This window comes from Devosia sp. GW821-FHT12F11, from assembly GCF_058806655.1.
Genome location: NZ_JBXAPX010000001.1, coordinates 239,032 through 262,602, shown reverse-complemented (window position 1 = coordinate 262,602; position 23,571 = coordinate 239,032). Strand labels below are relative to the sequence as shown.

21 protein-coding genes and 1 riboswitch are annotated in these 23,571 nt (G+C 66.5%); of the genes, 16 read left to right on the top strand and 5 right to left on the bottom strand.

Annotation, left to right across the window (positions count from 1 at the left end; translation table 11 throughout):
• Positions 1 to 77: 77 nt before the first annotated feature.
• Complete coding sequence (locus tag AC1ROK_RS01315; protein ID WP_492843065.1) at positions 78 to 623, bottom strand: DUF2087 domain-containing protein; 546 nt, start codon at positions 621 to 623, stop codon at positions 78 to 80.
• Positions 624 to 868: 245 nt separating this feature from the next.
• Between AC1ROK_RS01315 and AC1ROK_RS01310 the strand changes: the two genes are divergently transcribed.
• The 7 genes from AC1ROK_RS01310 (at position 869) to trmD (ending at position 6,423) form a co-directional block, all read left to right on the top strand.
• On the top strand, positions 869 to 1,354 hold the full coding sequence (locus AC1ROK_RS01310) for a class I SAM-dependent methyltransferase (RefSeq protein ID WP_492843063.1): 486 nt from the start codon (positions 869 to 871) through the stop codon (positions 1,352 to 1,354).
• Positions 1,355 to 1,419: 65 nt separating this feature from the next.
• Positions 1,420 to 1,983, top strand: a complete 564-nt coding sequence (locus tag AC1ROK_RS01305) for a polysaccharide biosynthesis C-terminal domain-containing protein (protein WP_492843061.1) — start codon at positions 1,420 to 1,422, stop codon at positions 1,981 to 1,983.
• Positions 1,980 to 2,927, top strand: coding sequence for a glycosyltransferase family 2 protein (locus AC1ROK_RS01300; protein ID WP_492843059.1), 948 nt, complete (start codon positions 1,980 to 1,982; stop codon positions 2,925 to 2,927). Before AC1ROK_RS01305 ends, AC1ROK_RS01300 begins: the two co-directional genes overlap by 4 nt.
• A 236-nt stretch (positions 2,928 to 3,163) precedes the next feature.
• Positions 3,164 to 4,768 (top strand): signal recognition particle protein, encoded by a 1,605-nt coding sequence (gene ffh / locus AC1ROK_RS01295; protein ID WP_492843057.1) that lies wholly within the window; start codon positions 3,164 to 3,166, stop codon positions 4,766 to 4,768.
• A 42-nt stretch (positions 4,769 to 4,810) separates the two neighbouring features.
• Positions 4,811 to 5,203, top strand: coding sequence for a 30S ribosomal protein S16 (gene rpsP / locus AC1ROK_RS01290; protein WP_492843055.1), 393 nt, complete (start codon positions 4,811 to 4,813; stop codon positions 5,201 to 5,203).
• Between the two features lie 3 nt (positions 5,204 to 5,206).
• The gene (rimM, locus tag AC1ROK_RS01285) at positions 5,207 to 5,746 is read left to right on the top strand and encodes a ribosome maturation factor RimM (RefSeq protein ID WP_492843053.1); all 540 of its coding nucleotides are present in this window, start codon (positions 5,207 to 5,209) and stop codon (positions 5,744 to 5,746) included.
• Positions 5,743 to 6,423: a tRNA (guanosine(37)-N1)-methyltransferase TrmD gene (gene trmD, locus AC1ROK_RS01280; RefSeq protein WP_492843051.1), complete on the top strand. Its 681-nt coding sequence runs from the start codon at positions 5,743 to 5,745 to the stop codon at positions 6,421 to 6,423. Before rimM ends, trmD begins: the two co-directional genes overlap by 4 nt.
• Here the strand turns inward: trmD and AC1ROK_RS01275 are convergent, their stop codons facing one another.
• From AC1ROK_RS01275 to AC1ROK_RS01265, 3 genes are all read right to left on the bottom strand, one after another.
• Positions 6,424 to 7,023 carry an SCO family protein gene (locus tag AC1ROK_RS01275; RefSeq protein ID WP_492843049.1) on the bottom strand — a complete coding sequence of 200 codons (600 nt, stop codon included), beginning with the start codon at positions 7,021 to 7,023 and terminating at the stop codon, positions 6,424 to 6,426.
• A gap of 1 nt (position 7,024) precedes the next feature.
• Positions 7,025 to 8,008 (bottom strand): copper chaperone PCu(A)C domain-containing protein, encoded by a 984-nt coding sequence (locus AC1ROK_RS01270; protein ID WP_492843047.1) that lies wholly within the window; start codon positions 8,006 to 8,008, stop codon positions 7,025 to 7,027.
• 64 nt (positions 8,009 to 8,072) lie between these two features.
• Positions 8,073 to 8,390 carry a hypothetical protein gene (locus AC1ROK_RS01265; protein WP_492843045.1) on the bottom strand — a complete coding sequence of 106 codons (318 nt, stop codon included), beginning with the start codon at positions 8,388 to 8,390 and terminating at the stop codon, positions 8,073 to 8,075.
• Positions 8,391 to 8,520: 130 nt separating this feature from the next.
• Positions 8,521 to 8,721: riboswitch (cobalamin riboswitch) on the top strand.
• Positions 8,722 to 8,781: 60 nt separating this feature from the next.
• Between AC1ROK_RS01265 and AC1ROK_RS01260 the strand changes: the two genes are divergently transcribed.
• The 9 genes from AC1ROK_RS01260 to AC1ROK_RS01220 all read left to right on the top strand — a co-directional run bounded on the left by AC1ROK_RS01260 (position 8,782) and on the right by AC1ROK_RS01220 (position 21,316).
• Complete coding sequence (locus AC1ROK_RS01260; protein ID WP_492843043.1) at positions 8,782 to 9,366, top strand: HupE/UreJ family protein; 585 nt, start codon at positions 8,782 to 8,784, stop codon at positions 9,364 to 9,366.
• 307 nt (positions 9,367 to 9,673) lie between these two features.
• The gene (rplS, locus tag AC1ROK_RS01255; protein WP_492843041.1) at positions 9,674 to 10,219 is read left to right on the top strand and encodes a 50S ribosomal protein L19; all 546 of its coding nucleotides are present in this window, start codon (positions 9,674 to 9,676) and stop codon (positions 10,217 to 10,219) included.
• A gap of 212 nt (positions 10,220 to 10,431) precedes the next feature.
• The gene (locus tag AC1ROK_RS01250; RefSeq protein ID WP_492843039.1) at positions 10,432 to 11,046 is read left to right on the top strand and encodes a hypothetical protein; all 615 of its coding nucleotides are present in this window, start codon (positions 10,432 to 10,434) and stop codon (positions 11,044 to 11,046) included.
• 252 nt (positions 11,047 to 11,298) lie between these two features.
• Positions 11,299 to 12,105, top strand: coding sequence for an MBL fold metallo-hydrolase (locus AC1ROK_RS01245; RefSeq protein ID WP_492843037.1), 807 nt, complete (start codon positions 11,299 to 11,301; stop codon positions 12,103 to 12,105).
• Positions 12,106 to 12,360: 255 nt separating this feature from the next.
• On the top strand, positions 12,361 to 13,203 hold the full coding sequence (locus AC1ROK_RS01240) for a PadR family transcriptional regulator (RefSeq protein WP_492843035.1): 843 nt from the start codon (positions 12,361 to 12,363) through the stop codon (positions 13,201 to 13,203).
• Between the two features lie 124 nt (positions 13,204 to 13,327).
• Entirely contained in the window at positions 13,328 to 15,304 is a 1,977-nt protein-coding gene (locus tag AC1ROK_RS01235; RefSeq protein ID WP_492843033.1) for an NAD(P)-binding protein, read from the top strand.
• Positions 15,305 to 15,429: 125 nt separating this feature from the next.
• On the top strand, positions 15,430 to 18,288 hold the full coding sequence (locus tag AC1ROK_RS01230; protein ID WP_492844654.1) for an FAD-binding and (Fe-S)-binding domain-containing protein: 2,859 nt from the start codon (positions 15,430 to 15,432) through the stop codon (positions 18,286 to 18,288).
• A gap of 216 nt (positions 18,289 to 18,504) precedes the next feature.
• On the top strand, positions 18,505 to 19,698 hold the full coding sequence (locus tag AC1ROK_RS01225) for a class I SAM-dependent RNA methyltransferase (RefSeq protein WP_492843031.1): 1,194 nt from the start codon (positions 18,505 to 18,507) through the stop codon (positions 19,696 to 19,698).
• A 208-nt stretch (positions 19,699 to 19,906) separates the two neighbouring features.
• The gene (locus AC1ROK_RS01220) at positions 19,907 to 21,316 is read left to right on the top strand and encodes a protein adenylyltransferase SelO (RefSeq protein WP_492843029.1); all 1,410 of its coding nucleotides are present in this window, start codon (positions 19,907 to 19,909) and stop codon (positions 21,314 to 21,316) included.
• Between the two features lie 72 nt (positions 21,317 to 21,388).
• Here AC1ROK_RS01220 and AC1ROK_RS01215 read toward each other — a convergent pair whose 3' ends face one another.
• A complete protein-coding gene (locus tag AC1ROK_RS01215; RefSeq protein ID WP_492843027.1) occupies positions 21,389 to 23,557 on the bottom strand; it encodes a CHASE2 domain-containing protein in 2,169 nt (722 codons plus the stop codon).
• Between the last annotated feature and the right edge of the window lie 14 nt (positions 23,558 to 23,571).

Sequence of the window (23,571 nt, the reverse complement as noted above, 5' to 3'; positions counted from 1 at the left end):
GCCGGTGAAGCGGAGAGATCGCACTGGGTTCCCGCCTACGCGGGAATGACGCCGGTGGTGGGGTGGAGGCGCGGCGCTTACGCCGCCGCCCGTGCCGCCAGATGCGCCAGCAGCGGTTTCAATTCCGCGGGCGGGGCGCGTTCAATGCGCCGGTACTCGCGGCCATCGACGGTGCGTTCGAGCATCTTCGCATCGACCATGGCGCGGCGGATCAGGGCGTGGTCGCCGAAATCGTGCCAATGGCGGATCAGCTCGCTGATCTCGCGCTCGGAAAACACCGTCTCGGGCGGGATGCGCGACCAGAACACCCATTGACTGAGGGTCTGGAGGTTGAGCCGTGCCGGCCAGCTCATCAGCACGCCCTCGGCATCGAAATAGCGCGCTGTCTTTTCGACCTGGGTGAGGTCGGCGGGCGGCGCGGGCTCGGCAGCCGCAGCGAGCCGGCCGGCGGTCCCGGCATCGGCGCGCAGATGCTGGTAGTTCGCGAACCCCGCGGCCTTGGCGATGAGGTTCAGCAGTTCGACATGGGTCGGCACGCCCTCGTGCTGGGTCAGCGCGTGGCGGAGCGTCTTGGCGAAGGGGGAAAGATCATCCACCCGCAGGGGGACAGCAGTTCTGGTCATCACAACTCATCCTCGTCGTGCCGATCTCCCTGGGGAGAGTCGCGGTCGCCGGCTTGCGAGGCGGCACGGGGATAAGTGCGTCTCACGGGGATGAAGCAGGTTTAGCTCCCCGGATGGGGCGGCGACGCCTGGGTGAACTGCGGACCCGACGGAGATGTAGCGCTGCTGGGGAAAGCGGGCAACGGCCATGTTCAGGTCACCTTCGGCCGGGCTAGTTCTGGGCGGCTACGAGAAGGGGGAGTCGCTTGGCGGAAATCGCGAGACGTCATCGCTGGGCGGTGGAGCTGCTGGCCCCAAAGGCCGGCGAGGCGGTGCTGGAGATCGGCTGCGGGCACGGGATCGCCACCGGGCTGGTGCTGGCGGCGGGCGCAAATGTCGTCGCGGTCGACCGCTCGGGCAAGATGGTCGCGGCGTGCATCAAGCGGAACGAGCGGGTTGGGCGGCTGACGGCGTTCGAGAGCGATTTCGAAACGCTCGATCTTGGCGCCCTGGACGCTGCCTTTGCGGTGAACGTCGATTTTCCGCGCCACGAGGATCGCGGCTGGGCCAGCAAGCTCCGCGACGTCATCAAGCCGGGCGGTCGGGTGGTGCTGGTTCTGGAAGCGCCGACGATCCGGACCGCCGACCGCTTCGCCATGACGGCCGCGGCGGCCCTCGCGGGCGTCGGCTTCCGCGTCGACACCGAACTGGGACAGGGAATGGTCGCAGTGCGGGCCGAACGGATCGGCTGAGGAGACAGTGGACGGACTCAGCGCCGCTCTGCTAGCTCATCGATCGACCAACTCGGGAGCATTTTATGTCCATCGAACCGGCTCGCGAGCCCAATCTGCTGGAGCTGACGCTGGAGCGCGCTCGACAGGATCAGGAGACGGTCCGCGACGGCACGCCGATTGCCAAGCTGCTGGACGGTATGAGGTTCAGGGAATCGGTGACACATCGGGATGACCGCGGCAGCGTGACCGAGATGTTCGATCCGCGCTGGAACTGGCACCCCGACCCGATCGTGTTTTCGTACATGTTCACCATCCGGCCTGGCGTGGTTAAGGGCTGGGGCCTGCACAAGCTGCACGAGGACCGCTACTTCGTGGTGAAGGGCGAGATGGAGGTCGTGCTTTACGATCCACGCCCCGAATCCAGCACCTATGGCAAGGTTTGCCGAGTGGTGCTGTCGGCCGATCGGCCGCGGCTGATGAACGTGCCGAAATTCGTCTGGCATGCCGACCATAATATCGGCACTGAGGAGGTGCTGGTGGTGAACTATCCGACCATCCAGTACGACCACAGCAACCCCGACAAGTACCGGTTGCCGCTCGATACCGACCTGATCCCGTTCAGCTTCGACGGGGCCAAGGGCTGGTGAGCACGCCGCGCTTCACTGTGCTGATGCCGACCCACTATCGGCCCGACAGCATCGGCTTTGCCATCGAGGCCGTACTGAGGCAAACCGAGCGCAGTTTCGAACTGCTTGTCGTCGGGGACGGTGCCTTACCGGAGACGGCGGCGGTGGTGAAGCGGTTCGACGATCCGCGGGTCCGCTGGTTCGATCTGCCTAAGGCGCCAGGCTATGGCTACGCCAACCGCAATATCGCGATGGCGGAGTCGCGCGGCGAGTTGGTGGCGTTTGCCTCCGACGACGACCTGATGCTGCCCGACCATCTCGAGCGGCTGGGGGTGCTGTTTGACGCGCCGCAGGTGCAGTGGGCCTATTCGCAGGCACTGTGGGTGTCGACCGATGGGATCGCCGGTCCCGACCTCACTAACCTGTCGTTCGAGGACGAGCGGCAAGTGTTCGAGCAGCATAACAGCATCTCCGGCGGGGCCCTGATGTTTCGCGCTTCGGCGTTTCCCTCGAGGCAATGCTGGCCGGAGGACGCACCGAGCGCGGGCGACTGGCAGCAGATGCGCCGGCTGCTGCGCCAGTATGGGCTTGCCGGCATGCGACGGTTGGCGGAGCCGACGTTCCTGCACTTTGTGGCGGGGCAGAAGGAGGCGCGGAACTCCCGCTTTCCGCTGCTGGCGGCCTGGCTGAGGGTCGCCGACAGTGCGGCGTGGTGGCCGAAGGAACTGAAGCCGAGCTTGGCCGCCGAGCTGCCGCAGGCCCATTACGCCCGGTTACTCGAGAGCGAGCCGGAGATGGCGCAGAAGCTGCGAAACGCTGCGTTCGACGTGGTCAACCGGGTGGCGCTCGACCATCTCGCGCCGCGTGTGCCGGTGGGATCTCGCGTCAGGCGCAACGGCAAGGTCCGGCGGTCGGCGCCGCTGCCAGCGTTGATGCACAGGCTGCGCGGCAAGCGCGTTCCTTGACTCGGCCGCATTTCCCCTCTATCGACCGCCGCACTTCATCAGGTTCAAACGCCTGACTGCCGACCGGGACCCGCAAAGGTATAAAGAGATCCCGGAGGCTAACACCCGACAGCGCGATGCGCCCTCGGGTGGGTTTGGCGTTTGCGCGGATATTGCCATCCCCGGATGGCGGATAAGACCAGGACTACCTATCTCCGGGTCCGAGGCAGGGATGCTGCGGAACCAAAGGAACCAAAATGTTCGAAAGCCTTAGCGACCGGCTTGGGAAAATCTTCGAGGGCCTTCGGGGCCGCGGCGCACTCAACGAGAGCGACGTGGATGCGGCGCTGCGCGAAGTGCGCCGGGCGCTGCTCGAGGCCGACGTTTCCCTGGAAGTGGTGAAGGCTTTCGTCGAGCAGGTGCGCGAGCGCGCCGTCGGCGCCGAGGTCACCCGCTCGGTGACGCCGGGCCAGCAGGTGGTCAAGATCGTCCATGACGAGTTGGTCAAGGTGCTCGGCGAGACCCAGGTGCCGATCGACTTCTCGACCACCCCGCCGATGACCATGCTGATGGTAGGCCTGCAGGGCGCGGGCAAGACCACGCTCTCGGCCAAGCTCGCCAAGCGCATGAAGGAGCGTCAGGGCAAGAAGGTCCTGATGGCCTCGCTCGACGATCGCCGTCCGGCGGCCAAGGAGCAGCTGCGCGTGCTCGGCGAGCAGATCGGCGTCGATACGCTGCCGATCCAGCTCAACGAGAAGCCGGTCGACATCGCCAGGCGCGCGCAGCGCGAGGGCAAGCTCGGCGGCTATGACGTGCTGATCCTCGATACGGCGGGTCGCACGCATATCGATGAAGAGCTGATGGAAGAGACGGCGGCGGTGAAGGCCGCCACCGATCCGCACGAAATCCTGCTCGTCGCTGACTCGCTGACCGGCCAGGACGCGGTGAACCTGGCGCGCTCGTTCGATGCGCGCGTCGATATCACCGGTATCGTTCTGACCCGTGTCGACGGCGATGGCCGTGGCGGCGCGGCGCTGTCGATGCGGGCGGCGACGGGCAAGCCGATCAAGCTGCTCGGTACCGGCGAAAAGATGGATGCGCTCGAGGACTTCCATCCCTCGCGCATCGCCGACCGTATCCTCGGCATGGGCGACATCGTCAGCCTGGTCGAGAAAGCGGCACAGAACGTCACGGCCGAAGACGCGGCCAAGATGGCCAAGAAGCTCAAGAAGGGCACCTTCGACCTCGAGGACCTGCGCAACCAGTTGCTGCAGATGAAGAAGATGGGCGGCATGGGCTCGCTCATGAACATGATGCCCGGCATGAACCAGATGAAGAAGGCGATGGCGGGCGCCAATATCGATGACAAGGTGTTCGACCGGCAGATCGCCGTCATCAACTCGATGACCAAGGCGGAGCGGGCGAACCCGGAGCTGCTGAACGCCAAGCGGCGCATCCGCATCGCCAACGGTTCGGGCACCAAGGTCGAAGACGTCAACAAGCTGATGAAGCAGCACCGCCAGATGGCGGACATGATGAAGAAGGTGTCGAAGGGCGGCATGGGCTCGCTCGCCGGCATGTTCGGCGGCAAGATGGGCGGCATGATGCCCGGGCTCGGCAATATGCCCGACCCGTCGAGCATGGACCCCAAGGAACTCGAGCAGCTGGCGCGGCGCATGGGCATCGACCCGGCGTCAATCCCGCAGCAAGCAGAAGCTCCCAAGCAACTCACCCAGAACAAGCTGCCGACCGATGTCGGCCAGCTGCTCAAATCCGGCTCGGGGCTTCCCGGGCTTGGCGGCGCGCCGCGCTTCCCTGGCCTGCCCGGCCTCGGCGGCGGCTTCGTGCCGAAGAAGAAGTAACCAGAATATCCGCTAACGACTGATCATACGAAGGACTGAAGAATGTCGCTGAAACTCCGCCTTGCCCGCGCCGGCACCAAGAAGCGCCCCTACTACCACGTCGTCGTCGCCGACGCCCGTTCGCCGCGTGACGGCCGCTTCATCGAGAAGATCGGCAACTACGATCCCAAGCTCGCCGACAAGGACAAGCGCGTCACCCTCGTGACCGAGCGCGTGCAGCACTGGCTGAGCGTCGGCGCCCAGCCGACCGACCGCGTGGCGCGGTTCTTCGACGCCGCGGGCCTCTTGAAGCGCGAAGCGCGCAACAACCCCGAGAAGGCCGTGCCGGGCAAGAAGGCGACCGAGCGCGCCGAAGCCAAGGCCAAGGCGATCGCCGACAAGGCCGCTGCTGACGCCGCTCCGGCTCCGGCCGCCGAAGCAGCCGCGTCCGAGTAAGCCGTGGCGCGAGCGGGCGACAACAAGCTCCTCATGGGCCGCATCGGCGCGGCCCATGGGATCAAGGGCGAAGTGCGTATCCAGTCCTTTACCGAGGACCCGCTGGCGCTGGCTTCCTATGGCCCGCTTTCGACCAACAAGCCGGGCCTCACGATCAAGATCCTCGCGGCTCGCACCACCACCAATGTGCTGGTGGCGCGGCTCGAGGGGATCAACGACCGCAACGCGGCGGAGAAGCTGAACGGGGTCGAGCTCTATGTCGACCGCGCGCTGCTGCCTGACCCCGATGACGACGACGATTTCTACCACGCCGACCTGATCGGGCTGAAAGCCCGGCTGGCCGACGGCTCGGAGATCGGCGAGGTGATGGCGGTGCCGAATTTCGGCGCCGGCGACCTGCTCGAAATCCGCGACCCCCGCTCGGGCGATACCTATCTCTATCCGTTCTCAAAGGCCGTGGTGCCGGAGGTGCGGGTCGCCGAAGGGTACCTCCTGATCGATCCGCCGATCGAGGCGGAACCGGGCGAAGAAGAACCCGATTGAGCTTTTCGGCTCACATCATCACACTGTTTCCGGAACTGTTTCCCGGGCCGCTCGGCGCCTCGGTGATCGGCCGCGGCATGGCGGATGGGCTGTGGCGCCTCGAGACCACGCAACTGAGGGATTTTGCTACCGACCGGCACCGGACGGTGGACGATACCCCGTCGGGCGGCGGCGCCGGCATGGTGCTGAAGCCCGATATCCTTGCCAAGGCGATCGATGCAGTGTCGCCAGAAGGTGATGCCCGGCCGCGACTACTGATGTCGCCGCGCGGCACGCCGCTGACCCAGGCGCGGGTGCGCGAGCTCGCGGCGGGCCCGGGGGCGGTGATCGTCTGCGGGCGGTTCGAGGGAATCGACCAGCGGGTGATCGAGGCGCGTGGGCTCGAGGAAGTCTCGATCGGCGACTATGTGCTGGCCGGCGGCGAAGTCGCCGCCATGGTGCTGCTCGAAGCGGTGGTGCGGCTGCTCCCCGGCGTGCTGGGAGCGGCGGAAAGCCATGCCGACGAGAGTTTCGAGAACGGGCTCTTGGAATACCCGCAATACACCCGGCCGCAACTGTTCGAGGGGCGCGAGATTCCCGCCGTGCTGACCTCGGGCGACCACGGCAAGGTCGAGAAGTGGCGGCGCGCCGAGAGCGAGAAGCTCACACGGGCGCGCCGGCCGGATTTGCTGAAGTGATCAGGCGGCCTTGCCGAGCAGCTTCCTGATCTTGGCGAGGGCCGTCGAGGTCGCTTCCTGGTAGGCGATGGTGCCTTCAAAACCGCCCTCGGCATTGACGAGGAACACCGAGGCGGTGTGGTTCATGGTGTAATCCGAACCTTGCCCCGGCACCTTCTCGGCCAGCACCTTCCAGGCCTTCACCATCTTGGCGACTTCTTCGGGCTTGCCGGTGACGCCGGTGACCCGGTCGGACACCCAGCTGACATAGCCATCGAGGATTTCGGGGGTGTCGCGCTCGGGATCGACCGTCACGAAGAAGGCCTTCAGGGTGTCGGCCTCGTCACCGAGGTCGGCGAACCAGCCCGCCATCTCACCCATGGTGGTCGGGCAGACATCGGGGCAGTGGGTGTAGCCGAAGAACAGCAGCGAGGGTTGGCCGACCAGCATGGACTGATCGACCGGATTGCCGCGTTGATCGACGAGGGCATAGCTGCCGCCGCCGATGCCGCCGCTTTCAGGGGTCGGGCGCGTGACGAAGAACAGCAGCGTTGCCGCTACTGCCGCCAGTGCCACCAGACCCCAGAGCGCGAGGCGCAGTCGCGAGGTAAAGGCGTTCATCTCAGCCGCCGTGCATCGAGTGGTCTTCGGCCGGACCCTTGGCGGCCGGGCTCTCGACGCTGAGTTCCACCTCGACGCTGCCGGCTTTCTCGAAGCTGAGGGTCAGCGGGATCGTGGTGCCCTCAACCAGCGGCCCAGTGAGCTGCATGAACATGATGTGGAGGCCGCCGGGCGCCAGGGTGACGGTCTCGCCGGCCGGGATTTCGACGCCTTCGGGCACCTCGTTCATCTTCATCAGGTCGCCCTCCATCTTCATCTGATGGATCTGGACCACGCCGGCCACCGGCGAGGCGGCGCTCACCAGGCGATCGGCTTCGCCGCCCGTGTTGGTGATGGTGAGATAGCCGCCGCCGACCGGCGCATTGGGGAGGGTGGCGCGGGAAAAACCGCCGCTGATCTCGAGATTGCCGACGGTGACCGCGGCCGGAGCGGCCATGCTCATGGCGCCATGGTCGTGCTCGCCGGCAGCCGCCGTGGTGACGGCGAGGGTGGGAGCCGGATGCTCGAGGGCGTGGGCACTCTCGCCTGGGGCGGCGATCTGGTCCCAGACCACGGACGCGGCGCCGCATTTCTGCGTCACAACGAAGGGCAGGCTGGTCTCGGCGTCAAAGCCCTGGAGCGAACCCTGGATGGCGAACTCATCGAACTGGTCATCGGGGACCGAGCCGCCGGCCCAGGTGACCGCGAGGGCGCCGGAGGTCACCGGCTGGCCGTGCACCTGGTAGCTGTTCCGGTAGTCGCCTTTGGCGATCTCGACCGTCCAGCCGGCCTTCACCATGGGCTTGGCCGACACGAAACCCTCGGGCAGCACGACGCTGACCGTGTCGGTGGGGGCGCCGTCGCAGCCATGCGGGATGGCGATGGCGACCTTGACGGTGGCGCCGTTGGCGGCGCTGGCCGGAGTGAGCGTCGCATGCGCGAAGGCCGGGCTCGCGAGCATGAGGGTTGCAGCCGCGAATGCGGCGATAGGGGACGTGGTGTGCATCTAGCTCTCGTCTGTTGGCCGCGGCAGTTGCTGGCGCGCGGCAATCGATAATGGGTTCGATCGATCAGACGGAGGCGGGTGGTCCGCGGGCGGTGGCGGTGCCGAGCGGCTCGGCCGGCAGGTGCAAGGCGGGGAGGGCGCCATAGGCGACATCTGCCAGCATTGCCACCGGGATAGCGATGTTGCAGGGCGGCGGCAGGTCGGCGCCGCCAATGCGGCAGGCGTGACAGGGGGCGTGCGCCTTGGGGTCATCCGGGGTGTCGCCGCAATAGCTCATGTCGAGCGTGGCGGTGAGGGTGTCGGGGCCGGCGGATGCAGCAACCACCGGGGCATGGGCGAAACTGAGGAAAACCAGAGCGAGCACGACAAGCGCGTGCAGCAACTCTCTTCCCATGTTTCGCGCGTTGAGCACCGGCAACGACCCCGTTGGACGACAAGACCCTTTAGCGCAGCGGGGGGCACTGCGTCATGCGGCAAATGCGCGGCCGCCGATTGAACTCACCGGTGGAACCTGACAGAGATAAGGCGACGGTGCGCTGCATTCGAACGATGCGGCGTGAAACGGGAAGCCGGTAGGCCATTGGCCGATGCCGGCGCCGCCCCCGCGACTGTAACGGGCCTGACTCTCACTCAGCGTGCCACTGGTTTGCGACTGGGAAGGTGGAGTGAGAGGTGCCCGGAGCCAGGAGACCGGCCGTCCGGTGGTGACCCAAACCGGGACCATCGAACATGAAAAACGCTACGGGACGGTGGGTCCCGAGATGGAGATATTTATGCGCGCGCTTCTGGCCCTTCTGCTCATCGCCGTTCCGACGGCGGCCTTTGCCCATACCGGGCACGGCGATACTTCGGGGTTCCTCCACGGCTTCATGCATCCGGTCGGCGGTATCGACCACATCCTCGCCATGGTGGCCGTGGGCGTGTTCGCCTACGTGCTGGGCGGCAAGGCGCTGTGGCTGGTGCCGCTGAGCTTCGTGGCCATGATGGCGGTCGGGTTCCTGCTCGGCCTTGGCCAGATCGACGTGCCGTTCGTCGAACTGGGCATTGCGCTGTCGAGCGTGGTGATCGGCGGCGCCGCGGCGCTGGGCCGGCCGATGCCGGTCGTTGCGGCTTCGGCGCTGGTCGGGGTGTTCGCGATCTTCCACGGCCATGCGCATGGCGCCGAAATGCCGGTCGATGCCTCGGGCTTCGAATATGCGGCGGGCTTTATCGTGGCGACGGCGCTACTGCATGCAGCCGGCATCGGCGCGGCAATGGGCGTGACCAGGCTGGTCGGCAAATACGGCAAGACCGTTGCACAGGTGGCGGGCGGCGTGTTCGCGCTGGGCGGCATCGGCGTGCTGGCCGGCTGGCTCTAAGCCTCTCGCAGCGCTAGTGGAACTGGTCATCCCCGCGCAAGCGGGGATAGCCGTTTCCGGGGCCAGCATCGCAAGCGGAGGTTCCCGCTTGCGCGGGAATGACCTGGCAGCTTCGGCGATGTCGAGCAAACCCTAGAACCGAGCCCCAGACGAGCTGACCCTAGACTCCCGGGCGTTCTTGATTTATAGCCCCGCTCGCTTGAGCTTCGGCTCGGCCAATAATGCATAAAAATCCGTGCAACCAAGACCGGGCGGTCGGCGTGAAGCCGGCGAAACGCTCCTTTGAAAAAGACGAACGGAACATCAGATGTCCAAGATCATCGAACAGCTCAATCAGGAGCAGCACGACAAGCTGCTCGCCAAGGGCGCCCATCCGGAATTTACCCACGGCGATACCGTCAAGGTGTGGGTGAAGATCCGCGAAGGCGACAAGGAACGCCTGCAGGCCTATGAGGGCGTCGTCATCGCCCGCTCCGGCACCGGCATCATGGAAAGCTTCACCGTGCGCAAGATTTCGTACGGCGAAGGCGTGGAACGCGTGTTCCCCGTGCTCTCCCCCAATATCGACCGCGTCGAAGTGATCAAGCGCGGTAAGGTCCGTCGCGCCAAGCTCTACTACCTGCGCGATCGTCGCGGTAAGGCCGCCCGTATTTTCGAGAACCAGGGCGCCCGCACCAAGAAGATCGAGGCCGGCGAGCGCGAAGCCGCCATCGAGGCCAAGAACGCCCGCGAGGCCGAGAAGATCGCAGCCGCCGAGGCGCTGGCCCGGGAGCTCGCCGAGAAGGACGCCGCCGAGGCCGCCGCCGCTGCTGCTGCCGAGGCAGCCGCCGCGACCGAGCCCAAGGCTGAGTAATCAGTTGAAGCGCGTCTAGGTGGTCGCGGGCGCCGAACGGAAAAGTCTCACAACTTTTCCTGCGCCCGCTCCAGCCGTGCCACAGTTTGGGCACGAGCGCGACTAGAGTTCAGCCCGGCTCACGAGCCGGGCTTTTGATTCCGGGGTTGGGATGCCCCGTATTCCGGTCTTTGTGCACGCGAGATCAAAGATCTCGCTATGGGGAAATTGGAATGGACGCAGCTCTTCAGGACGCGGAAGAGAGGCGGCACCTCGCCGCGGAACTCAGGGCGGAAGCCCGCACCGTGCTGGTCGAAACCGGCCTGCTCGAACTGCTCAATGCCCGTTTCGGCGAGGCGGTGGTGACCGGCAGTGCCGGCTACGACCTGATGGTGTGGCGCGATATCGACATCCACATGCCGTGCGAGGCGGAACGCTGGGCCGAATGGGCCGGTCTCGCCGCCGATATCGCCATCCAGTTCGATCGGGCGGGATTGCAGCTCCACAAGGCGAGCTTCCTCAACGACTATGTCGCGCCGCACCCGCTCGGCGCCGGACTCTATTGGGGCATCGAGTTCAACGATTACGCCGGCAACCCCTGGAAATGCGACATCTGGGGCTGGGAGCCGTTCGATTTCGCCGTCCGCCAGGCGCGCGATGCCAACCTCAGGGCCGACCTCTCGGCCTGCGACCGCGACCTGATCCTCAGGCTCAAGCACGAGGCGCGCGAGCGGCCGGGCTATTACGGCGTGATGGTCGGCAGCTTCGATATCTACCAGTTCGCGCTGGCCGGGGCCGGCGAGACGCTGGACGAACTGGAGCAGTGGAAGGGACTGGTGGCGCAGTAGCCAGGCGCCGCTGTCTGCGCGAGTGGCGCACTCCCTCCGAGCTACGCTAGTTCGCTCCGCTCACAAGCTGCGCTTGCCTCCCCCGTCGAGGGGGAGGTGGTGGCTGGGGCGGGATTGTGCCTGACACACCGGCCGGCACCCTCTCCTCGAAGGGGAGGGTAGGGGAGGGGTGTGGGCAGGCGCCGTGGTTGCATTTCCCGGCGCATTCGCCAGATTACCGCCCGGCAGCACCACAACGACCGGAGAGTTCCGATGCAATCCTTCATCTGCGTCACCTGTGGCGTGGGCCATGCGCCGTCTGAGGCGCCGCCCGCGCGCTGCGCTATCTGCGATGACGAGCGGCAATATGTGACCGCCGCCGGGCAGCGCTGGACGACGCTGGCGGAGCTGCAGCAGAAGCACACGATCGAGTTCAAGGAGCAGGAGCCGGGGCTGGTGGGGATCGGGGCGACGCCGCAGATCGCCATCGGGCAGCGCATGCTGCTGATCCAGCAACCGGGTGGCGGGGTGCTGTGGGATTGCACGCCGCTGGTCACCGACGAGGCTGTGGCCCGGATCAAGGAGCTGGGTGGGGTGCGGGCGATGGCGATCTCGCACCCGCACTTCTATTCCTCGATGGTCGACTGGTCGGAGGCGCTGGGTGGCGTGCCGATCCATATCCACGAGGCGAACCGGCAATATGTGATGCGGCGGTCGGAACGCGTGAACTACTGGAGCGGCGAGACGCTGGAGCTCGGGCAGGGGGTAACGCTGGTACGTTGCGGCGGGCATTTTGTCGGCTCCACCGCGCTGCACTGGACGGGCGAAGACGGCAAGGGCGTGCTGATGACCGGCGATACCATCATGGTGGTGCCGGACACCCGCTGGGTGAGCTTCATGTACTCCTATCCCAACCTGATCCCGCTGCCGGCACGCGAGGTGAACCGCATCGTCGGCACGGTCGAGCCATTTGCCTATGACCGGATCTATGCCGGCTGGTGGGACCGGGTGATGACGCGGGATGCCAAGTCGCGGGTAGCGGCTTCGGCGGAGCGCTATGTGCAGGCGATCAGCCAGTAAGTCGTCGGACCCCGAATACCCGATGTCATCCCGGCGCAGGCCGGGATCCATCCTGAGATGGTTCGGCTCCAGCGGTGAAGGGCGCCACCTCGGGATGGGCCCCGGCCTTCGCCGGGGTAACACTGTGGTTGGGATGCAATGTGCCCACCACCCGTCAACATCGCTGACCTAAGATATATCTTGAGAGCTATCTTGAAGCGTCAGCACCCGAGGCATATCTTTCGGCTATCGTAAGATATATCTTGGAGATGTGATATGCATGATCACGACCACCGGTGGGACCGGAACTGGCGGCGCATGGAAGCCATGGCGCGACGCGGGTTCCGCAAGTTCGGCAACTTCGAAGCCAACATCAACCCTGGCGACTGGGGTGGGTTCGGGGGCAATTTCCGCATCGGACGGATGCTGGCCTCGGGCGACCTCAGGCTGGTGGCGCTGTTCCTGATCGAACAGCAGCCGCGGCACGGCTACGACCTGATCAAGGCGATCGAGGAGCATTCGAAGGGCTTTTATTCGCCGAGCCCCGGCATCGTCTATCCGGCGCTGACCTATCTCGAGGAGGCGGGGTATGTGACCTCGGCCGCCGAGGGCAACAAGAAGCTCTACACCATCACCGAGGAAGGCCGGACGCACCTCAACGACAATCGCGAGGCGATCCAGTCGACGCTCGATTTCCTCGCCAAGGCGGGCTCGGGCATGGAGCATTTGCGGGAGCGCATGGCGAGCCAGGACTTTCCGTTCACGCCGGGGGAGGCGGAGCAGTTCCGCGAGCGATTTCGCGGCATGGGGCGGGAATTTGGCCGGCATGGCTGGTTCGGCGATCGCGGCGGTCCTCCGCCGCACCCGGATCATCCCGAGCGGCCCGACCGGGCCGACCGGCCCGAACGATCGGAACGCTACTCGGGCCGCCCCGACCGTGATCTCGACGACGTGGCGCCGGAAGTGAACGAGGCGCGCAAGGCGTTGAAGAAGGCGATCAAGGAGGCGATCCGGCGCGACCCCGAAGAGGACCGTCGGGTGGCGGAAATCCTCCGCCGCGCGGCGCAGGAGATCCGCGAGGGGCACGAGGACGATACGACCGAAGTCGATCTCGGCTAAGGCCTTGATTTGGTCGGGCTTTTCGACCCGGAAAAGTCGCCGATTTCCTCCAAATGCGCCTGCCGTCTGATTGACAAGCGCTCCCGTCTGGCCGGATGCTTTCGGCCAGGCGGGAGTTTTCATTATGGCAAATTGGTCTGAACGGGACCGGCAGCTCGGCATGGACCGGGCGATCAGCCGGCGCGATTTCCTCAATGGCGTGGCGCTCGGTATCGGCGGGGTGGCGATCTCGCAGCTCGGCCTCGGCGCCGGTGCGGCACAGGCGGCGCTGACGGCGAACTATCCGCCGGAACTGAAGAACCTGCGCGGGCATTCCGACGGGGCGATGAGCGTCGGGCACGCGCTGCGCGACGGCACCTTCTGGTCGAGCGCCGGAACGCCCGAGGCGACCGGCGAGAGCTATGACCTCGTGGTGGTGGGCGGCGGCATTTCCGGGCTTGCCGCAGCGCAGCTCTACCAGAAGCACAAGCCGGGCAAGGTGCTGATCGTCGAGAACAACGACGATTTCGGCGGCCATGCGCGGCGTAACGAGTATGTGACGGCGGCCGGGCGGACGGTGATCGGCTATGGTGGCAGCCAGTCGCTGCAGACCCCGAGCTACTTCTCGGATGCGGTGCACGCGGTGCTGAAAGACATCGGCATCGAGCTCGAAAAGTTCGAGACCTATTACGACAAGGACTGGGAGGACGCGCGCGGCCTCGGCAGCGCGGTGTTCTTCGCCAAGGAGGTGTTCGGCGCTGACAGATTCGTGCCCGAAGCCGAGGCGGCGGCGGACTGGGTGCCGCTGACGCCGCTCAACGACAAGGCCAAGGCCGACCTGATCGAGCTGATCGACGCGCCCAAGGACTACCTCGCCGGCAAGACGCGCGAGGAAAAGCTCAAGCAGCTTAGCGAGACTACCTATGCGGACTTCCTCCTGAAGATCTGCGGCTACGACCCGCAGCTCGTCACCTATTTCCAGGAATCGACGGGCGGCTATTTCGGCATCGGCATCGAGGGAACGACGGCGCTCGATGCCTGGGGCAACTGGAACCCCGGCTTTGGCGGGATGGACCTGGGCGAGCGGCCGTACAAGACGATGAGTCCCTCGGGGCGGCTCGCCCTCACCGATCCCGACCCCTACATCTACCACTTCCCCGACGGCAATGCCGGAGTGGCGCGGGCGCTGGTGCGCAAGCTTATCCCTAAGGCGCTGGCCGGGTCGAGCATGGAGGAGCTGGTCGCCGGCAAGCTCGACTATGCGGCGCTTGATGACGCGGCCAACGACACCAGGCTGCGGCTCAATTCCAGCGTGGTGAAGGTGGCGCATGACGGCGATCCCGCATCGGCCGAGAGTGTCACGGTGACCTATGTCGAAGCCGGCAAGCTCAAGACGGTGAGCGCCAGACAGGTGGTGCTGGCGTGCTGGCACCGGGTGATCCCCTACCTCACCGACGAGATTTCGGCCGAGCAGGTCAAGGCGCTGAACGACCAGATCAAGGTGCCGCTGATCTACACCAACGTGCTGCTCAACAACTGGCGAGCCTTCAAGGAGGCCGGCATTTCCGGCTTCGATGCGCCGGGGCTGTTCTTCGATGGCGCGTCGATGGATTTCCCGGTGTCGATCGGCGACTACAAGTTCGCCGACACGCCCGATGATCCGATCGTGTTGCACCTCAGCAAGGTCGTGGTGACCGGCGAGGTTGGGGTTTCGGCGCGCGACCAGGCGCAGGCCGGGCGGCAGCTGCTCACCACCGTCACCTTCGAGGAGATGGAGCGGCATATCCGCGATATGCTGAGCCGGGCGCTTGCCGGCACCAGTTTCGACGCGGCGCGCGATATCGAGGCGATCACCTGCAACCGCTGGAGCCACGGTTACGCGCTCGAATACATGCGGCCCTGGGATGCGTACTGGCCGGACGGCACGCTGCCCATCGCGGCGGCCCGCCAGGGCTGGGGCCGGATCGCCATCGCCAACTCGGATTCGGGCGCCTACGCCTATGCGCACTCCGCCATCGACCAGGCGGCACGGGCGGTGGACGAGCTGCTGGGCGGTGGAGTGATCACCGGCTTCTCGACCTTCCCGGGGCCACCGGTGGAGAAGCTCGATCTGGTGGGCTGATCCGCCCCCGACCAACGCCTCACTACCGCCCGGCTGCGAATGTCTCTAACATGCCAGCCAAACATCTTGCCCGGCTGCGAGATTTCTCGTTCCGGGCCTAAAGGGCGGATAGTGACGTGAACGAGATGGCCCCGATCGGGGTGGACCGGGCTGCGGCGACGCAAGGGGTTGTCGCGCGGCTCAAGGATCTGATCCGCAAGGACCGGATTATGACCGACCCGGTGATGACCTACGCCTATTCGGGCGATGCCAGTTCCTACCGGCTGATTCCGGCAGTGGTGGTGATCGTCAATAGCGAAGACGAAGTGCGGGCGGTGATTGAAGCCGCCCGGGCGGAAAAGCTGCCGCTCACCTTCCGCGCGGCGGGGACGTCGCTCTCCGGCCAGGCGATCACCGACGGGGTGCTCGCCGTGCTCGGCGACGGCTGGAAAAAGCTCGAGATCCACGACGCCGGCCAGCAGATCACGCTCGGGCCGGCGGTGATCGTCGCCAATGCCAACAAGGCGCTGAAGCCGTTCGGCGCCAAGCTCGGCCCCGACCCGGCGAGCCAGGCCACCTGCAAGATCGGCGGGGTGGTGAACAACAACTCGTCAGGCATGTGCTGCGGCGTCGCCTATAACACCTACCACACCATGCACCGGCTGCGGGTGATGCTGGTCGATGGCACGGTGCTCGATTCCGGCGACCCGGACTCGGTCGCGGCATTCCGGGTGTCGCATGCGCATCTGCTGGCCGAACTGGTGGCGCTGCACAAGAAGGTGTCGGCGGACCCGGCACTGGTCGAGCTGATCCGCAAGAAGTACCGGATCAAGAACACCGTCGGCTATTCGATCAATGCGCTTCTGGATTTCCACGATCCGATCGACATCCTGATCCACCTGATCGTGGGGTCGGAGGGGACGCTCGGCTTCGTCTCCGAGGTGACCTACAACACTATACCCGAGCACCCCTACAAGGTGACCGGGCTGATCCCGTTCCCCGACCCGTATTCGTGCGCGCGCGCCATCTCCAAGCTCGCCAATGGCGGAGTGCAGGTGACAACCGGCGTCACGGCGGCCGAGTATATCGAACGGCGCGCGCTGGCGACGGTCGAGCACCTGCCGGCGATCCAGCCCTATGTGAAATTCTTCACCGAGACCTCGCCGGTCATCCTGATCGACGTGACGGCGCCCGACCAGGCGACGCTCGAGGCCGAGACGGCGAAGGCCTCGGCGATCCTTGCCTCGGAAGGGGCGACGGACATCACCTTCTCGGCCGACGAGCACGTCTCGCACGGGCTATGGGACGTGCGGAAAGGCTTCTTTGCCACGGGCGGCGCGGCCCGGCCGAAGGGCACCTCGATGCTGACCGAAGACGTGGCGGCGCCGATCGACCGGCTGGCCGATTTCGTCATCGATATGCGGAAGCTCCTCGACGATTGCGGCTACGAGGACGCGATCATCTTCGGGCATGCGCTGGCGGGGAACCTGCATTTCCAGATGAGCGACAGCTTCATGGATCCGCAGGCGGCGGTGAAGTTCGACCATTTTTCGAAGGAACTGTCGGAGCTGGTGTCGGTCCGCTATGGCGGCTCGCTGAAGGCCGAGCACGGTACCGGGCGCGCCATCGCGCCGTTCGTCGAGGCCGAGTGGGGCAGCAAGGCCTATCTCATCATGCATGAGATCAAGCACCTGTTCGACCCCGAGGGGCTGCTCAATCCGGGCGTGCTGCTCAACCCCGATCCCGACATCCACATCAAGAACCTGAAGCTGATGCCCCTGGCCGACGAGATCGTCGACCTCTGCATCGAGTGCGGCTTCTGCGAGCCGGCCTGCCCGAGCCATCACATGACGCTCAGCCCGCGCCAGCGCATCGCGGTGACGCGCGAGCGGGCGCGGCTGCGGGAGACCGGCGAGGATCCGGAGCGGCTGAAGGCCATGGACGAGGGCTTCCAGTATGCGGGGCTCGATACCTGCGCGGCCTGCAACCTCTGTTCGCTGCGCTGCCCGGTGGGGATCGAAACCGGCACCATGGTGATCGGCGAGCGCGGCCGGCGGCGGAGCGACGGCGATCGCAACGTGGCTCACTGGGTCGGCGGGCATACCGCGGCGCTCGAGACCGGCATGAAGCTCGGTGTCGGGGCGCAGGCGCTGGGCCGCAAGGTTGTCGGCAATGGCGTGGTCGACGCAGTGGCGGGCGCCATGCACGCGCTGGCGCCCAAGGCGGTGCCGCGGGTATCGCCAGCGCTGCGGCCGGGGCCGGGCGCACCCAAGCCGGTGCCGGCGAGCAACGCGCCAAATGGCCAGGTGGTCTATTTCCCGTCCTGCGCGACGCGGATGTTCGGGGCGCCGACGCGCGAGAACGGGCTGCTGCCGACCACCGATGCGATGATCGAGCTGATGCGGCGCGCCGGGTTCGACCCGGTGGTGCCGGACAAGCTCGACGGACAATGCTGCGGCCAGCCGTTCCTGTCGAAGGGTTTTCCGGAGGAAGCCGAGCGGGTCGGTGGGTCAACACGGCGCGCGCTCGACGGGCTCAGCAAAGCCGGGGCGCTGCCGGTGGTGACCGATGCCTCGACCTGCGCCAAGCATATGCGCGAGCATCCGGGCAAAGCCGCCGTGATGGATTCGGCGGAATTCCTGCTCAAGGAAATCCTGCCGCGATTGACCATCACCAGGCCGCTGCCGGCGGTGGCGGTGCATCACAACTGCTCGGCGCAGCGACTCAAGGAGCAGGGCGCCATCGAGGCGCTGGCTGCGGTGATTGCTCAGAAGGTGGTGGTGCTCGATGCCATTACCTGCTGCGGCTATGCCGGCGACAAGGGCCTCTATGTGCCCGAGCTCAACGCCCATGCGACGCGTTTCGCCAAGGCACAGATCCCCGAGGGATGCGAGATCGGGCTGTCGACGGTCTCAACCTGTGCCACGGGGCTCAGCGAGCGGATGGGGATCCCGTTCGTCTCGATTGCGAGCCTGCTGGAAATGGTGAGCCAGCCGGCGAATTGAGGCGCCAGGGTTATGTCCGCGGGCGCAAGAACCGAAGCGGACGGCCCCCTCCCGGCCTCCCCCATAATGGGGGAGGTGAAGAGTCGAGGCTCGTTCTTCGATCGTGCCAGAAGCACCGACAGGCACCTCCCCTTTATCGGGGAGGATGGGAGGGGGTCGTCTGTCTCAGTCGGGAAAGACGTGCCAAAGCCCTGCTCGCCTGTTAGTGCGTTCCTCATGACAGAAGTTCTCATCGATAGCATCGGGCAGCATGGCGACGGCATCGCCGAGATCGGCGGCGAGCGGGTGTTCGTGCCGTTCACCCTGCCGGGCGAGCGGGTGGAGATCGCGCGCGAGGGCGAGCGCGGCACGCTCATCAGCATCATCGAACCGAGCGCCGAGCGGGCTGAGCCGATCAGCCCGTATTTCGGCGCCTGCGGCGGCTGTTCGCTGCAGCATCTCAATCGCGCGACCTACGCCAGCTTCAAGCGAGGCCTCGTCGAGACTGCGCTGCAGCATGCCGAGGTCGAGACCGTGGTGCAGCCACTCGTCGATGCGACCGGTGCCGGGCGGCGGCGGGCCACCCTGCATGTGCGCAAGAGCGGCGCCGGCTACATGCGGGCGAAGAGCCACGAGGTGCTCGATATCGACGCCTGCCCGATCCTGGTGCCGACGCTGTCCAAGCATGCACCGCGGATCGCCCGGGCGCTGCAGCCGCTGGCCGGCGATTGCGATGTCTCCTTCACGCTCACCGACACCGGCATCGACCTCAGCATCAAGTCGGAACGGAAGCTGAAGTCGGTGGCACTGGCCGAATTCGCGCGGGCGCAGAAGCTGGCGCGGCTGACCTTCAACGGCGACGCGGTCTACATGGCGCGCCCGCCGGCGATCAAGATGGGCAAGGCCTTGGTGGAGATTCCACCGGCGAGCTTCCTGCAGGCGACGGCGGCGGCGGAAGAGACGCTGGCCCGGCTGGTCAGCGAAGGTGTTGGCAAGGTGAAGTCGGTGGCCGACCTGTTCTCGGGCGTCGGGCCATTCGCGCTGCGGCTGGCCGAGGGCGCGCGAGTGTTTGCGGCCGACAGCGACCGGGCGGGCATCGCGGCGCTGGTCAAGGCAGTCAACCACGTGCAGGGGCTGAAGCCGGTGGAGGCGAAAGTGCGCGACCTGTTCCGCGATCCGCTGGCGCCGATCGAGCTCAACTCGTTCGATGCGGTGGTGTTCGACCCGCCGCGAGCCGGCGCCGAAGCACAGGCGAAGGAGCTGGCGCGCAGCACCGTGAAGACCGTGGTGGCGGTATCGTGCGAGCCCAAGACCTTTGCACGCGACGCGGCGATCTTGATCGCCGGTGGGTATCGGCTGGAGAGCGTGGTGCCGGTGGATCAGTTCGCATGGTCGACGCATGTCGAGGTGGTGGGGGTGTTTCGGCGGTGAGGGTTGTGGCTGTCATGCCGCCGGCCGCGGTGCGGGAAGATACCCCCACCCCTGTCCCCTCCCCGCAAGGGGGAGGGAGACGCTCTCAGCAGCTCCGGTGCCTGTGGGACGATGACCCGCGAGCGCAGGTCTCCTCCCCCCTTGCGGGGGAGGGACAGGGTGGGGGGTGCTCTTCCTTCACCGGCGTCAGCGCCATGGGTGGCAGGCTATGACCCCTCCGTTCAAACCCCGTACCACCCATGCCGAGCTCGGCGAGGGCTATTTCGACAAGGTGAAGGCGGCGGCCTTCCCTGAGCATATCCTGCGCTACCGCAACCAGCGGGCGGCGGCTTCGGTGGGGTTGGACGGGCTCAGCGACGAAGAGTGGGTGAACTACTTCGGCAAGTTCGCGCCGTTGCCGGGGTCGTTCCCGGAGCCGTTGGCGCTGCGTTACCACGGGCATCAGTTCCAGACCTACAACCCCGATCTCGGCGACGGGCGCGGCTTTCTCTATGCGCAGCTGGAGGATCTGAACGACGGGCGGCTGATGGATCTCGGCACCAAGGGATCGGGGCGCACGCCGTGGTCGCGGGCCGGGGATGGACGGCTGACGCTGAAGGGCGGGGTGCGCGAGGTGCTGGCGACGGCGATGCTCGAGGCGCTCGGGGTCAACACCTCGAAATCGCTGTCGCTGATCGAGACCGGCGAGGAGTTGCAGCGGGGCGATGAGCCGTCGCCGACGCGCGCGTCGGTGCTGGTGCGGCTGAGCCACGGGCACACACGGATCGGCACGTTCCAGCGGCTGAGCTACCTCAGGGAAGAGGAGCGGCTCAGGGCGCTGCTCGACCATTCGGTCCGCGCCTACTACCCCGAGTTGTGGGTCGAGGGCGACAATGGCCGGGCGGCGAAGTTCCTCGGCGCGGTGAGCGAACATGTCGCCGAAACCGGGGCGCGATGGATCGCGGCGGGGTTCGTGCACGGGGTGCTCAACACCGACAATATCAACATCACCGGCGAGAGCTTCGACTACGGACCGTGGCGGTTCCTGCCGGCCTACGATCCGGGCTTCACGGCGGCCTATTTCGACGAATGGGGGCTTTATGCCTTCGGCAAGCAACCCGACACGCTGGCCTGGAACCTGACGCGGCTCGCCGAAGTGCTGCTGCCGCTGGGCGAGCATGCCGAGCTCGAAGCCGCGCTGAACCGGTTCTGGCCGGCGTTCCAGCGCTCGATCTGGCAGGCCATGCTGGAGCGGCTGGGGCTCGCATCGCTCGGGGTGGAAGCCGACTCGGCGCTGGTGGCGGAGGTGTTTTCCACGCTGCATACGACGCAGGCGCCCTACGAGCAGTTCTTCTTCGACTGGCGCGGTGGCGACGAAGCCCGGGCGTTCGCCAGTCCCTCGGCCGAGCACTACCGGAGCGAGGCGTTCGACAAGCTCAGAGGCCTGATCGGCGCGCATCCGCGGGCGGCCAATGCCAATCTCGATCACCCGTATTTCAAGCGCGATGTGCCGCGGACCATGCTGATCGACGAGATGGAGGCGCTATGGGCGCCGATCGCCGAGCACGACGACTGGCGGCCGCTCTATGAGGCGCTGGGCGAAATCGAAGAGATGCGCGAGGCGTATGCGGGGGAGTGAGTGGTCGCCTGACTCTGCCGGTGAGGGGGCTTTTTGCAGGGATGACTGCCGGAGGGTGCCCTTCGCCCCAGATCACGCTGCCGGGGTGGTGATCGGAACCACCGTCTCCGTCGAGACAAAATCCATGCGGCGGCCGGGGAGCAGTTCGTAGAATTTCCGGAGGCCGGGCTCGAGCTTGGCCGACAGCGCGATGCACTCGGCGATGGCGCCGCGGGTGTCGCCGCCGGCGCGGAGCGCTTCGAGCGCTTCGGCGTGGGTGACGCGCAGCAGGTGGAAAGCACCGGATTTGGCGAGCTCGGCGTCACCCACGAGGAGGTAGATGACGACGCGTTCGGCCTTACCCTTCAGGGCCAGCGCGCCGGCTTCAAGGAAGGCGAAATCGGAGACGATGACGCGGACCGGATCGGCGACGAGGATATCGTAGCCGACCTCCTTGCAGGCGCTTTCGACCCGGCTCGCGACGTTCACGGTGTCGCCGAGGGCGGAGTAATCGAAGCGGGTCTCGAGGCCCATATTGCCCACCAGTGCTTCGCCGGTGGAGATGCCGATGCCGATGCCGAGTTCCTGCACCGCGGCCTTGTCCGCCCTGAGGTGGAAGGCATCGGTGTGGTTCAGTTCGGCGAGCTTCTGGCGCATTGCCAGGGCGGAGCGCAGCGCCTTGCGCTCGTGGTCGGGGACGTCGACGGGCGCGTTCCAGAACGCCATGATGGCGTCGCCGATGAACTTGTCGATGGTGCCCATGCGGCCGATGATCTCGTGGCCCAGGGCGCCGAACAGGGTGTTGAGAATAGCGAGGATGCGCCGTGGCTCGAGCTTCTCGCTCAGCGAGGTGAAGCCGCGCATGTCGGAGAACAGCACGGTGATGCGGCGCACTTCGCCGCCGAGCTTCAGCCGGTCGCCGTTCTTTTCGATCTCGCTCAGCAGCGAGGGAGCGACGTAGTAGCCGAAGGCGCGGCGGATCTGCCGTTTGGCGCGCTCGGTGGTAACGAAGCGGAAGAACACCAGCGCCAGGTAGAGCAGGGTCAGCCCGATCAGCGGGTAGCTCGGATCGAGCATGACGCCGCCGGTGGTGAACATCCACCATGACAAGCCGATGGCGGCGGTGAGTGAGAGCGCACCGGCGGCGATGCCGACGAGAGGGCCGAGCAGCAGCACCACCACCACCATGAAGGCGCCGAGCGCCAGGAAGCCGACGATTTCGAGCCCCGCCACCCAGTCAGGGCGGCTGAGATAGGTGCCCGAAAGGATCTGCTCGATGGCCTGGGCGTGGATGGTGACGCCGGCGACGTTGTCGCCCAGCGTGGTGTTGTGGAGGTCGAGCAGGCCGGAGGCCGAGGTGCCGACCAGCACGATATTGCCGGCGATGCGATCGCTCAGTTGCTGGAAGTTCGGCCCGAGCAGGTCGGCGGCCGAGACCAGCAGATCGGGGTTGGGGCGGCTGTAATAGAGCCAGAGATCGCCCTCGGAGGTCAGCGGCACGGTGAAATCGCCGAGCCGGATGCTGTCGACATAGCCCTCGGCGGCGGTATCGCCGAACACCACGATGGTGCTGATGCCCATGGCGAGGCGGAGCGCCTCGACCGAGAGGGTGGGGAAGAGCTGGCTGCCATTGGTCCACAGCATCGGGATGCGGCGGACTGCGCCGGCCGACAGCTCGGAATTGAGGCTGAGGGCGGCAAGGCCGGGCGCCGCCTCGCGCAGGATGGGGATCGGCGCGGCGGTGCCGGTGAGGAACGGGATGCGCTCGCTGGGGTCGGGTCCGGAAATGGCGAAGCCGCCCTTGGGGTTGCCGGTCAGCGGCTTGCCGGATGGGGTACGCGAGAAACCGAGGATCGAGGGCGAGCGCGACAGCGCGGCGGCAAAGATGGCGTCGTAATCGGGGAGCGTCGCGGCATCGACGCCGGGCAGGCCGGCGGCGATGCGGCTCGGCGACATGCGGTCGGCCTCGGGAAACAGCACGTCGAAGCCGATGGCGGCGGCGCCCAGCTCGGTCAGCCGGTCGGTGACGGCGGCGAGGCGATCGCGCGGCCACGGCCACTGGCCGAATTCGGCGAGCGCGGCTTCGTCGATATCGATGACGCGGACCGGGAACTCCCCCTGCGGGCGCGGATGCAGGCGCTGGTAGAAATCGAAAGCAATCTCGCGCAGCACCTGCACCGGGAACGGATCGGCGATGCGCAGCAGCGTCAGCAGCACCACGATGACGAGGCCGGCGAGGATAGGCAGCAGGCGACGCAGCATCGGCGGGATCAGTC